Source organism: Halomonas sp. M1, from assembly GCF_029581375.1.
Lineage (GTDB): Bacteria > Pseudomonadota > Gammaproteobacteria > Pseudomonadales > Halomonadaceae > Vreelandella.
Map to the genome: position 1 here is coordinate 1056490 of NZ_CP121119.1, position 12851 is coordinate 1069340.

10 protein-coding genes are annotated in these 12851 nt (G+C 55.0%); 5 read left to right on the forward strand and 5 right to left on the reverse strand.

The features are described 5' to 3' along the window. Positions 1 to 28 precede the first annotated feature (28 nt). A complete protein-coding gene (locus tag P8S54_RS04765; RefSeq protein ID WP_281443435.1) occupies positions 29 to 1546 on the reverse strand; it encodes an SrfA family protein in 1518 nt (505 codons plus the stop codon). A 493-nt stretch (positions 1547 to 2039) separates the two neighbouring features. Between P8S54_RS04765 and P8S54_RS04770 the strand changes: the two genes are divergently transcribed. The 5 genes from P8S54_RS04770 (at position 2040) to P8S54_RS04790 (ending at position 8971) form a co-directional block, all read left to right on the forward strand. Further along, positions 2040 to 2705 (forward strand): ABC transporter ATP-binding protein, encoded by a 666-nt coding sequence (locus tag P8S54_RS04770; RefSeq protein WP_281443436.1) that lies wholly within the window; start codon positions 2040 to 2042, stop codon positions 2703 to 2705. After that, complete coding sequence (locus tag P8S54_RS04775) at positions 2702 to 5185, forward strand: ABC transporter permease (protein ID WP_281443437.1); 2484 nt, start codon at positions 2702 to 2704, stop codon at positions 5183 to 5185. Before P8S54_RS04770 ends, P8S54_RS04775 begins: the two co-directional genes overlap by 4 nt. Then, positions 5182 to 6333: a lipocalin-like domain-containing protein gene (locus P8S54_RS04780; protein ID WP_281443438.1), complete on the forward strand. Its 1152-nt coding sequence runs from the start codon at positions 5182 to 5184 to the stop codon at positions 6331 to 6333. The genes P8S54_RS04775 and P8S54_RS04780 overlap by 4 nt, the downstream gene beginning before the upstream one ends. A 209-nt stretch (positions 6334 to 6542) precedes the next feature. Next, positions 6543 to 7655 (forward strand): transposase, encoded by a 1113-nt coding sequence (locus tag P8S54_RS04785; RefSeq protein ID WP_281443439.1) that lies wholly within the window; start codon positions 6543 to 6545, stop codon positions 7653 to 7655. Positions 7656 to 8047: 392 nt separating this feature from the next. Continuing rightward, the gene (locus P8S54_RS04790; RefSeq protein WP_281443440.1) at positions 8048 to 8971 is read left to right on the forward strand and encodes a LysR family transcriptional regulator; all 924 of its coding nucleotides are present in this window, start codon (positions 8048 to 8050) and stop codon (positions 8969 to 8971) included. On the opposite strand, the gene P8S54_RS04795 is transcribed toward P8S54_RS04790, so the two are convergent. The 4 genes from P8S54_RS04795 to dctP form a co-directional block, all read right to left on the reverse strand. Then, positions 8968 to 9735, reverse strand: a complete 768-nt coding sequence (locus P8S54_RS04795) for a M15 family metallopeptidase (RefSeq protein ID WP_281443441.1) — start codon at positions 9733 to 9735, stop codon at positions 8968 to 8970. The genes P8S54_RS04790 and P8S54_RS04795 overlap by 4 nt on opposite strands. A gap of 5 nt (positions 9736 to 9740) precedes the next feature. Next, the gene (locus P8S54_RS04800; protein ID WP_281443442.1) at positions 9741 to 11018 is read right to left on the reverse strand and encodes a TRAP transporter large permease; all 1278 of its coding nucleotides are present in this window, start codon (positions 11016 to 11018) and stop codon (positions 9741 to 9743) included. Beyond that, the gene (locus P8S54_RS04805) at positions 11015 to 11536 is read right to left on the reverse strand and encodes a TRAP transporter small permease (protein ID WP_281443443.1); all 522 of its coding nucleotides are present in this window, start codon (positions 11534 to 11536) and stop codon (positions 11015 to 11017) included. Before P8S54_RS04805 ends, P8S54_RS04800 begins: the two co-directional genes overlap by 4 nt. A 105-nt stretch (positions 11537 to 11641) precedes the next feature. Then, positions 11642 to 12685, reverse strand: a complete 1044-nt coding sequence (dctP, locus tag P8S54_RS04810; RefSeq protein WP_281443444.1) for a TRAP transporter substrate-binding protein DctP — start codon at positions 12683 to 12685, stop codon at positions 11642 to 11644. Between the last annotated feature and the right edge of the window lie 166 nt (positions 12686 to 12851).

Here is a 12851-nt window from a genome sequence, read left to right on the forward strand (position 1 = left end):
CGCAACTCTTCTCTCAACTATTCCGCAATTATTCGTTGTCTTTCCACATTTGCATGGGAAAGGTCTCGTTGGCGTAGCTGACAGCGCAGTCGGCCATGTCAGTGGCACCCTGCTCGCAAAGCACTTCGGGCATATCGTAATGGCTGCCATCTTCACAGCTAGCCTGGCCCTGACTTTGGATCGAAAGTGCGCCCCCCTGCATTGCCGCATCGATTGGGCCTGTACAGGTAACGCCACCTTGACGCAGCTGCACTTGCCCCCTGCCCTCTTCAAACTCATACGAGACACGTAACGGGCGTCCTGTATCGCTATCCATGACGCCTGCCGCACGCCAGTTACCATTTAAAAAGTTAGCGGGACCATCCGCCGCCTGGGAGGGAATAGTAAGCGGCTCAAACGAGGCCGGAGGAGCTAACGCTGCATTATCAGGCAACATTTCTTGCCCCAGTTCGGGTGGGGCCATCGGCGCTTCGGGCTGATTACCAGCGGGTATTTCAGGAGCAGTTCCCTCCGCTGATAGCTCACTTACCGCCCCGTCGCCTTCAGGCAAAGTGGGCAGTTCAGGCATACCAGCTTCCGGCATACCTAAGCCAGGAACACCCAGATCTGGCGCTCCTATCTCCGGCAAACCAACGGCTGGTAATCCTGAGCCACGACCATCCAGCGCCAAACCGCTATTACCGGCACCTCCCCACCACCGCGGACTAGAAAGATCCGGCATTGAAATAGCAGGAAAACGCAAATCGGGTATCTTAGGCATACGTAGATTGTTCGAGCCCGTACCGGGTGCCTGGAAGTCAGGTGCTTGCAAATTGCCAGTGCCAACGCCAGGCAAATTAGCTTGTGGTGTGCAACTGCGCAGTCCAAAGAAACCCAGAAGAAGTAGCAATGGCAAGAGGAGAGCTAACGGCCACCAACGCCGCCACCAGGGGCGTCTTGCAACCATAAAAGGCGGCTCCGGCTCAGAAACTGGCTCAACCGGAGTAGCTGCTGCTAGCGGTATGGTTGGTTTCGGAACAGGAGCGTGCTCTTGTGGATAAAGAAAATGCAAGGGATCGGAAGAGCGCTTCGCATCGGGGTACTCAAACCCCCAAAAGGTAAGCACGGGCGTGCCGTTTACAAGGTAAACATGGTCTTGATCGGGAATTCTAATGACTTGCTTGAGCAACTTCGCCAACACGCCGCGGTCGTTATGTGCCCCATCTGCTTTGACCATTGAAGTGTCGCTGAAGCTTTTTAAAAAGCTTTCAAATTGACGCAACTCCTGCCGAGCCGGTGCCCGCTCTTCTTCGCTGGCCGCGCTCCACGGTATAACGTCGCCTTCAATTGCGCTGTACCAATCTAGGAGTTCACCCTGCTGGTCACTTTGGGGAATTGCTAGGTGGTGCTCCATGTTTGGAAAACCAGGCTCTTGCAACTTCCGTTTATGCGACTCACGCCGGATGGACTCACGGAGCTGAAGTGCCGAGCGAAAGACAGGCTGTCCAGTCTCCCCCAACGCTGAAAACTGCTCACTTTTACCGCTGCGTAGTAATACGCCCTGCATACTTGAACCCTTGAGTTTTTATATTTTACCCAGCACCAACAGGCACTCGTTTTAAAAATAGAGCGGTGATTTTTAGAATAAAAAAAACGTGCAGGCGCGCTCCCCAAATGGCACTTTCCCAAAAATGCCACTTTTTAGCTCACAATAGACAAACAGCCTTCTCTTTTTTTCGCTCTCTACTATTTATCTGATGTGCGTCAATTTTTTCGATACGACATAAGGTTAGCTAGGCCATACGAGCCAACAATTTTTTGTTTGTTATCATGAAAAAACTAATACACATTAACTAATTCTGTTTAGTAAATAAACTATCTTTTGGAGTAAGCCATTGCTCAACAGATACGCGTCATGCCAGGCGCACTAGCATCATGTCCGCCATCAACGCAACCAAAGGCTATACAAAAATAAAATCAATCTGCACATGCGTATAGGTTTAACTACTTCTTTTGGGGCTTTGCTATAGTGATGCTTAAAGTCCCTCAGGAGAGGCGCCATGTTAGCCCTGCAACACATCAGCAAAACGTTCAGCACGCCGCAGGGCGATATTCATGTGCTCAACCAGGTTGACCTAACCCTCCAGCAAGGAAGCAGTGTGGCGCTTATGGGCGAATCAGGCAGCGGTAAATCGACCCTACTTCACCTTGCCGCCGGGCTAGATACGCCGGACCACGGTAGTGTCACTATCAATGGGCAGACGCTTTCTGGCCTGAATGAGACCGCACGCTCCGCACTGCGCCGCCAACAACTGGGGCTTATCTTTCAACAATTTCATCTGGTGCCCAGTTTAAACGTTGCCGATAACCTTCGGTTGCAAGCGCGTCTTGCGGGCCGAGAAAACCCCGAATGGAGCCGCCATCTGCTGGAACGATTAGGGCTTGGCGGACGAGAATCGAACTACCCAGAGCAACTCTCCGGCGGCCAACAGCAACGCCTTGCCATTGGCCGCGCATTAGCTGTCCGCCCAGCGTTGCTATTAGCCGACGAACCTACGGGCAACCTGGACGAGCAAACGGCAGATATTGTACTCAACCTGCTATTAGCACTCGTTAAAGAGACGCAGTGCGCCCTGCTGATGGTGACCCATAGCGCGCGCGTCGCCGCACCACTCGACCGCACCTACCGGCTTCACCTAGGCCAACTGCAGGAAATGAGCGCATGATAGGACGCGTACTTATTACGCTACTGAGCCACTACAAGCGCCACCCTGCACAGCTTGTAATGCTGCTGGTGGGGCTTTGGGTGGCCAGTGCCCTATGGAGCAGCGTTCAAGCGATTAACGCCACAGCAAAAGAGAGCTATGCCCGAGCCAATGCGCTCTTCAGCGCTGACACCGACCAGCTTGACCGACGTGATGGTAACCCGCTAACCATTGACGACTATTTGACGCTACGTCGTGCAGGCTTCCCCGTTTCGCCGCTGCTAGAGGCCACCTTCACGCATAATGGCACCCGCTTTTCCGTACTGGGCATTGACCCTTTCACACTGCCCTCCTCAGGTGCTGGAGGTGATGGGTCACTCAACAATTTCATCACCCCACCTTGGCAAACACAGCTAGCGCCAGACACCTTGCCATCCTTAGGGCTTCGCCGAGAGGAGGCCACAGGCGCAACGCCTACTGTTGCCGGGCAGGCGCTACCGCCCCTTACGCTGCGTAACGACTTACCGCCTGACACGCTCATCATGGATATTGCTGCGGCTTCCAACCTGTTTGGTGAGCAGGCAACGCTTAGCCTGGCATCCGCTCCAGGAGCGCTTGACCAGCCGCCGGATGGCTACCGGATAACACGTGCAGCCAACCTGGCGTCACCAGAGCAGCTTACCGATAGTTTCCATCTTAATTTAACGGCCTTAGCGCTACTCTCGCTGGTGGTTGGGCTATTTATTGTTCAAGCCGCTTTAGGGTTGGCCATGGAGCAACGCTTAGCCACGCTGCGCACGCTACGTGCACTGGGCGTGCCAGCCACCACCTTAACGCTCGCCATCCTCATGGAGCTGCTCGTTTTTGGGATACTTGGCGCTTCTCTTGGCTTAACCAGCGGACTTTGGCTCGCCGGGAAACTCCTACCAGACGTTGCAAGCACTATTTCCTCGCTCTACCGAGCGGATGTTCAGCAGTCATTATCACTCCCCTGGCACTACTGGCTCGGCAGTGTCGCGATTACCCTGGGCGGTCTACTGCTCGCCGGCAGCGGAACGCTGTGGCGCGCGGCACGATTAAATGTACTGGCACTCGGTCACGCCTACGCGTGGCGCAGCGGCTATCAGCGCCAGCTCACGCGTATGCTAAAAGCAGGCGGCTTAGCGGCGCTGCTCACCCTTAGCCTGGCATTCTGGCTGAGCAGGCTTCCCGCTGGCAGCGGTCTGGTGGCGAGCTTTAGCCTAGTGGCGGCGCTACTGCTGACCTGCGCCCTGTGTTTACCGCCGCTACTCTATGGTGTGCTAAACACCCTGCAAAAAGTATTGCGCCGCTTTGCGTTAATGCAGTGGGCCGTGGCCGATATGCAGCTACAGCTACCTCGTTTATCGCTTGCCATGGTGGCGCTGTTGATTGCACTGGCAACTAACCTGGGGGTGAGTAGCATGGTAGGCGGTTTCCGGCTGACGTTTTTAGAGTGGCTAGACCAACGCCTAAGCGCGCCGCTTTATATCAATGCCGCGCCGTCGACCTTAGCCCCACTGAACGAGTGGCTGCTAACGCAAGAGAGCGTAATGGCAACGTTACCCACCGCAAGAGGTAGCACTGACCTACTGGCCACACCTTCATCCACCAATACTGAATTAACCTCCCAAGGCACGGTTACGCTGTTTGGCGTTAGCTCCTCGCCGTTATTAACCGCAAACTGGCCGCTACTGGACACCCTCGGCGATTCCGCGTCCGCTTGGCAAGCGCTAGGTAGCGACAGCGTCTTTATCAACGAACAGATGGCGATAGCGCGTGCCCTGGCACCGGGCGATACAGTGACACTCAATACCCGACAAGGCGCTGACAATTTTAAGATAGCCGCTATTTACCCTGACTACGGCAACCCCCAACAGCAGATACTGCTAACGGTAGAAGCGCTAACGCAGCGCTTTGACGGGGAGCTAGCCTCAATTGGTGTTGCCCTAAACGAGAATGCCGATGAAGATCAGTTTCGCCAGACCCTGATGAATGAATTTAACCTCTCCGCCGAAGCACTAGTGAACCAGCAAGAAGTTAAGCAGATCGCCACCCAAATTTTTGAGCGCACCTTTAGCATTACCCGTGCCCTTAATGGGTTAACGCTCGGCGTGGCCGCTCTGGCGCTACTAGCGACGCTGCTGGCCCAGGCGCATCAACGACAGCGCAAGCTGGCAGCCCTCTGGGCGCTGGGCGTTCCTCGCGCCACGCTGGTGAAACTACCTTTACTTCAGCTGGGCGGGCTTGCGCTATTAACGGGCTTTATCGCCTTACCGCTAGGTATCGCCATTACCTGGCTGCTAGTAGCGGTGATCAACGTCGCCGCTTTCGGGTGGCGGCTCCCGCTGCAGCTATTCCCGCTGGATATCGTCACAATGCTGCTAACGGCCATTGGCGTTGCTCTACTTGCCGCAGCCCTGCCCTGCGTACAGCTCTGGCGCACGTCGCCCCGCGCCCTACTCAATGAGGGCGACACATGAACAGACACTGGTTAAGCACAATAATGTTTAGTGCCCTGGCGTTAATAAGCCTCAGCGGCTGTAGCGAAGGCGATACTGAAAGCTCACCGCCTGCTCAGGAGGGCTTTGCTGGGCTTGGCGCACAGGCAGAAGGGTTTGCCCACGCCGACGCCTCTTCGCCGCTGGTGTTTCCTGACGATCACGGCCCTCACCCTGATTATCGTATTGAGTGGTGGTACCTCACCGCTAACCTTGAAGATAAGACAGGCGAACCACTAGGGCTGCAATGGACGCTCTTTCGCCAAGCGTTAATGCCGCCCCAGGAACGCCCAGCCCCAACTCCCTGGGCCAGCGACCAAGTATGGATGGCGCATATAGGCATTTCCCAACAGGCCACGCATCTCGCTGCAGAACGCTTCGCACGCAGCCATAGCGCCCGACCCCAAGGGCAAGCCGGCGTAATCGCTCTTCCTTTTCAAGCGTGGATTGACGACTGGACGCTGCAAAGCCCTTCAGATGATAACTTTGAACGCTTCACCCTCACTGCCTACAGCGGTGAAGGCGAAGAACGTTTTGGCTATGAACTTACCCTACAGGCAGAAGGCCCTCTAGTATGGCACGGCGAAAACGGGTTTAACGCCAAGACCGTGGAAGGCCAAGGCTCTCATTACTACAGCCAGCCCTTTCTAACCGTTAAAGGCAGCGTAACGTTGAACGGAGAAACCCATGAGGTTCAGGGCAACGGCTGGCTGGATCGGGAGTGGAGCAGCCAACTGCTGACCCCCGAACAAACCGGCTGGGACTGGTTTTCGCTGCATTTAAACGACGGCCGCAAGCTAATGGCCTACCGACTAAGAGGCGGAGGTGAAAACGGTGGCGACTACCTGTTCGCTCACTTATTTGATGCCGAAGGCAATACCCAGCAAATAGGCACCGATATCCTGACACTCACGCCTCTTTCCACCGCACGCGTGGCTGAGCGAGATATTCCCACCCGTTGGCAACTAACACTCCCCAACGCTGAAATTGATGTGACCATTGAAGCGCGCCACCCCAACCGCTGGATGCCCACCAGCGTTCCCTACTGGGAAGGCGACGTAATCGTACGTAGCACCCAAACCCAAGACGAGATCGGCGTTGGCTACCTTGAAATGACAGGCTATGAGTAGTTTTGATGACTTGGATTGACTGATACTCGCTTGGCTAAGCAAGGAGAGTCGATTGATCTATGCAGGTTGTAAGCATGTTTTGGAATGTCTTATCAATAAGCGCGAAATACTCCATCCAAGCCACCGCATTGGGTGGAGATGGATAACGTGGCGTCCGCAGAACGCCTTGCGTATTGCCTTCTTACATAACGCAGACTATCTTGTAATGTATGAAAACCGAACGCGCCTACAAATACCGCTTCTATCCCACGCCGGAGCAGGAAATCCTGCTGGCGCGGACGTTTGGGTGCGTGCGGTATGTCTGGAATGCAGTGCTGCTCCATCGCACCGATGCGTTCTATCAGCGTCAAGAAAAAATCGGTTATAACGGCGCTAGCGCCTTTCTAACGCAGTTGAAGAAGCAGCTGGATACGGCCTTTTTAGCCGAGGTCAGTTCGGTGCCGTTGCAACAATGCCTGCGCCATCAGCAAGCCGCCTTCAAGCATTTCTTTGCCAAGCGGGCGCGGTATCCCAACTTTAAATCCAAAAAGCACCGCCAGTCGGCCACCTTTGCCAGTTCAGCGTTTTCATACCGCAATGGCCAGATCACGCTGGCCAAGTGCAAAGAACCACTTAACATTCGCTGGAGCCGCGAGCTTCCTGCAACGCCCAGCACCGTCACGGTGTCCAAAGATGCCGCTGGTCGCTACTTCATCAGCTGTTTGTGCCAGGTGGATACCGAAGCGCTGCCGACCACGCCTAAGATGGTCGGCATTGACCCGGGGCTGAAGGACCTGTTCGTGACCAGTGATGGTAAACGGGTTAACAACCCGCGCCATACGGCACGCTATGCTCGCAAGCTGGCGCGGGCGCAGCGCCAACTCAGCCATAAGCAAAAAGGCTCGAACAATCGTGCTAAGGCACGGTTAAAGGTCGCTCGCTGTAACGCCAAAATTGCCGATACACGGCTTGACAACCTGCATAAACTCACTCGCCAGATCGTTAACGAGAACCAAGTGATCGCAGCGGAGAGCTTGCAGGTTAAGAACATGGTCAAAAATCGCCATCTCTCTAAAGCCATCAGCGATGTTGGCTGGGGGGAGTTGGTGCGCCAGCTTGACTACAAAGCGGCTTGGGTGGGACGGCAGTTCGTCCAAATCGACCGCTGGTACCCAAGCTCAAAACGCTGCCATGGCTGTGGTTTTGTGATGGGGTCACTACCACTGAATGTTCGCGCCTGGGACTGCCCAAGCTGTGGCACCGAAGGCATCGATCGTGACGTGAATGCGGCCCGCAACATTCTGCAAGCAGGCACCGCGCTATTAGCCGGTGCCGAGCGTTGAAGTAAATACCGAGGGGCACTCGGGAACCGACGCCTGTGGAATTTGTGTAAGACCGGCAGTGCCAAGGCATTGAAGGCGACGGACAACGAAGCAGGAACCAGGAAGGCAACAACCTGGGAATCCGCCACTACACTCTCTGATTTAGTGGTCGGAGGATGTCAAATGTAAGAAAGCAACACACAAGGCGTCCTAGCGGACGCCGCGCTATCCATCTCCACCCAATGCGGTGGCTTATGGAGTATTCCGCGCTTTTCGATAAAATTGCCGATTCGCTAGGCTGAAAGCCCTGCGAAACCTTTGAAACAGGGCTGCGTAAAACCATGCCGTGGTACTTGGATAACCCAGAATGGTCGACACCGTTAGCATGCGCTCAGCCTGGCAAGCCGTAACCCATGCTTAGCCAGCGTGCGCTTTCGTACCTAAACGAGGTGGTGCGCCGTGGTTCGCTACGCCGCGCGGCGGCGCATATTAATGTGGATGCCTCGGCCATTAGCCGCCAGTTGAAGGCGCTAGAAGAGGAGTTGGATGTACTTCTGTGCGAACGCCACGGTAGCGGTATGCGCGCAACGGAAGCAGGCAGGCTGTTGATTCAGCATTATCACGCTCAGCGTTTGTCTGAGGAGGCGGTGCTTTCTCAGTTGATGGCCATTCAGGAAATGGCCCGTGGCGAGGTGCGCATTGCCGTGGGGGAAGGCTTTATTGCCGATTTAATCGCCGCCCCCTTGGGGGCGTTTATGTCGCGTTTTTCCGGCATTAATGTGGAAATCCGCATGGCGGGCGTTAACGAGGCAATGACGTTAGTGAAGGAGATGGAGGTCGACCTTGCGCTGCTGTATGCCCCGCCGGTTGACCCACAGGTTCATTGCCATGTGGAAACCCGACAGCCACTCGATTTAATTGTGCCGCCTGGGCACGCACTAAGCGGCCTGTCTCGCCCGGCCACGTTAAGCGATATTGAGCAGTGGCCGTTGGCGTTAATGGATAACCCATTTGGGATGCGCCAGATGGTTAACATGGTGGCGCATCAGGAGCGTCGTTACCTGGATGCGCGCTTGCATACCAACTCGGTGGCGGTACTGAAGAATTTTGTGCGCTCGGGCATTGGGGTAACGTTTATGCCCGAACTCACCGTCGCCGATGAAATTCACCGTGGGGAGATTGTGACGCTGCCCATGGCCTACCCGGTAATGAGCGGCGCTAGGGCACAAATTGTCAGCTTAGAAGGCCGCCAGCTTACCGTTGCCGCCACTACCTGCGTGGAGCACTTGCGCACCGGCATGCGTTTTTTCTCTGCCGATGCGCCTAGGCTAGGTTAAATTTGCCGGCGCCAGCGGTTTTCAATGGTATCTAGCTCGGCGGGGCCGTAACAAGCAGCACTGTGCCCGCCGTAATGGGCCCATAGCTGGTCGCCAAAATCGAAGTGCCACCATTCGCTGGGCAAATTAGTGAAACCCTGCTGATGCATCGCTTGGTAAAGCAAGCGGCGGTTGTCTCTTACGCGCTGCTGGGCAGGTGTCAGTTGGCCACGCTGCTCATAGTGGTCGGTATGCGAAGCAGGCACTGCTTCATCAAACAGCGTGCCCATGTCTAACGACAAACCGTCGGCATCGCATAACGTGACATCGACCGCACCGCCCGTGAGATGTGGGCTGGGTTTGCTGGGGTCGCGGCTGGGCAGCGACACAAACTCACGGGTGCGGGATAGTAACTCTTCTTCACTGAGGTTAGGGTGGCGGTGCTTAATCGCTTCATGCAGCGTATCAAACAGATATTGCTGCACCCGCCAGGGCCGCCAGCCATCCAGCACCAGCAGTTTAATTCCTTCTGGCAGGCTTCTTGCCGCTGCCAGCAACGCGCGGTACACCCCTTCACGCACAAAGCACTCAGGAATCGCGCCGGGAATCCCCAAGCGCTGATACGCGGGAAACACCATGATGGGCGAAGGCGCCAAGCTCATGGGCAGCAGGCGTTCGTGGCACTCCTGAATAGCGATTTGGCTAACGATAGGCCATTCTGGCGCGGGCAAGCTCGGAATAGGCGCTAACGCTGACGTCGTAAAGGGTATAGAGACAGTAGGCATCTTCATTATCCAAGGGCTTGAGGCAGCAGTAGCGTTAGTGAGGGGAAGAAAATCAGCAGCAGCAGTACCGCAATCGCGGTGAGCACAAACGGCCAGATGGTTTTAAACAACGAGACAATCTCGATACGGCTTACTGCCGCTGCCACAAATACGCAGGCCCCCATGGGAGGTGTTATGAGGGCAATGGTGATGTTAAGGGTAATAATCACCCCCAGGTGAACGGGGTCGATGCCTGCCATCATGGCCACTGGCGCAAAGATCGGCGTAAGCAGCATCAACGCTGAAACTTCTTCCATAAACATGCCGGTCGCGAAGGTAATCGCGCTGAGTAGCAATAAGATGATGACGGGATTATCCGCGTAAGGAGCCAGCAAGCTGACAAACTGCTGGGGCACTTGGGCGTAAGAGAGCAGCCAGCTAATGGTGGCCGAGGCTGCCATAATCAAAAAAATGGCAGAGGTTAACCGCGTGGTGTCTTTAATGGCTTGCCAGCATTGAGGGAGCCTTAATCCACCTAACACAACGCCGCATAGGGCTACGTATAACGCGGTAAGCGCGCCAGATTCCGTCGGCGTTACAACGCCCAGCACAATACCCGCCACAATAATCACGGGGGCAATTAAGGCCGGCAGCGCCACGATTGTGGCAATACCCAGGGCTTTGGCGCTGGGCAATTTTCCGCTTTTCGGCATACGCTTTTTCCAGGCGTACCACGCATTCATGCCCATAAACGCTGTGCCTAATATCAAACCTGGAATAACCCCCGCCAAAAACAGGTCACCGACTGAGGTGTTAGTTAACGAGGCGTACAAAATCATGAAGATGCTGGGGGGAATAATTGGGCCGATAAGCGAGCTACCGGCGGTTAACCCAGCGGCAAACGCGCGCGAATAGCCCTCTTTTTCCATGGCGGGCACCAGCAGAGAACCCAGCGCGGAGGTATCCGCCACGGCAGAGCCGTTAACGCCTGCAAAAAAGACGCTGGAGACCACGTTCACATGCCCCATGCCACCGCGCATGTGCCCGACCAGTAAGCGCGCCAACCCCATTAGCCGTTCGGTAAGGCCGCTCACGTTCATCAGGTTACCGGCAAGAATAAACAGCGGTATCGCCATAAGTGAGAAAGCGTTGATACCACCAAAAAACTGCTGCGGCATCATGCGCGGAATCATCGAGGGGTCAACAAACATAAAGCCGACCACGGCGGTGGTTAACAGCGCAATAAAGAGCGGTAAACCAAGCAGTACGTGAACGAGAAAAACGCCAAGCATGGCAGCAATCATAAGGGGCGCTCCTCGTTATGCTCTTTTGAGGGGCTTTGTTCAGTGAGTACTGGCAGCGGGGCTGGACCGTGCCAAAAAACGTGCCACGCCAACAAGGCAAACCCGATAGGCATGGACATCAGTGGAATGGTTCGGCTAATGCCTAAGCCCGACGTGGTGAACATACCCACCGACTGCGCATAGTGGTAACTCACCCAAGCACCGCCAATGGCAAGGCCTAGGGTTAGCAGCCATTGGTAGATGTTCAGCAGGCGCGCCAATGGCACCGGTAATAGGCGCTCAATAAGCGCCACGCGCATGTGGCTGCCTTCTACCCATACAGCCCCTGCCGCTATCATCACGGTGCCAATGATTAAAAACCGTGAGAGCTCATCCGTCCAAATGGGGGCTCCTCCAACGAAATAGCGCATAAAAACGCCATAAAGGATGATGCTCAAGTTGGTCAACAAGAGGGCAGCGCCCACTGTAAGGGAGAGCGGGCGAGTGATCGCCAGCATGCGATGTTGAAGCGCGTGCATGAGAGTCGTATCCGCAAGGTAAAATAGGCGATGAGAAGGGCCGGTGTGTACCGGCCCCTTTACGTGATAGCCGTAACGCTGAGCTTAAGGCGTTGCGTATGGCCGTTAATTAAGCAGCTCGCTCATGCCCGCATCTTCCAGCGCCGTTTCAATCCACTGGTGTTCAATACCACGGTCACTCAGCCACTCAAGGTAAGCGGGTTGGCCAATCTCTCTGAAGGCAGCCAAGTCCTCTTCAGAGGGGCGAATCACTTCCATCCCCTGCTCTTCCAGGTAGGCAATGCGCTCTTCTACTTGAGACTCGTTATGCTCCCGTGCCTGCTGGTTCGCTTCTGCTACCGCTTCCATAAAGGCGTTGCGGGTCTCTTCTTCCCAGCTTTCGATCATCTGGCCGTTGCCCACCAGGAACTGGTTGGAGTACTGGATGTTGGCAAGCGTTAGGTAGTCCTGCACTTCATGCAGACTGCCTAAGATAATGTACATGGGTGGGTTCATCTGCCCATCGGCTACCCCGGTGCGCAGCGCCATATACACTTCGGTCCAGGGTATGGGCGTGCCGGATGCACCAAACGCTTCATAAAGGGCAACTTGGCTGGGGTCCATCGCCCTAAAGCGTAAGCCTTCAAAGTCATCCGGGTGGGTAATGGGCTTTTTGTTGTTGGTAAAGGCGAGGAAGCCGCCCTCTTCAACTACCGCTAGCATTTCAATGCCTGAGCGCTCTTTCACGACATTCTCAACGTCTTGCCAGTAGCTGCCCTCATCGAAGAACTGGCGGGCTGCCTCGAAGTCATCGAATAAAAACGGAATGGCACTCACAAAAATTTCGTCGGCGATGGGCGACACACCAGCAAAAGAAGCCACGTTCAGCATCGGCGAACTCATGGTTTGCTCCATGCGCTCTTGCTCTTCCCCTAGCATGCTGTTGGGATAAAGCTGAAGCTGAATCTCACCATCGGTTTTTTCTTCTACGAGGTTTTTTAAGTTTTCTGCAAATACGTGCACCGCGTTTTTATCCGGGTCTGGTGCGCCGTTATAACCTAGATTGATGGTGGTTTGTGCCATGGCTTGGCTGGCCATTAAAGCGCTACCGGTTAGGCAGGCTGCAGCCAGTGCTTTCATCGAAACGCGGGGGAAGTTTAGTGTCATCATGGTCTCATGTGTCCTCTTGAACGCCATACGTTGGCGTTATGCTTGATTGGATTACTTTTTTTATGTGAGGCATGCTGCCGGGCCGAGTTGCATTGGTTATTGAAAACTACTGAGTGTCTTATTTTTTCGGCTTCACTAGCAGACTAGAGGTTGCTGTGTTGACTAT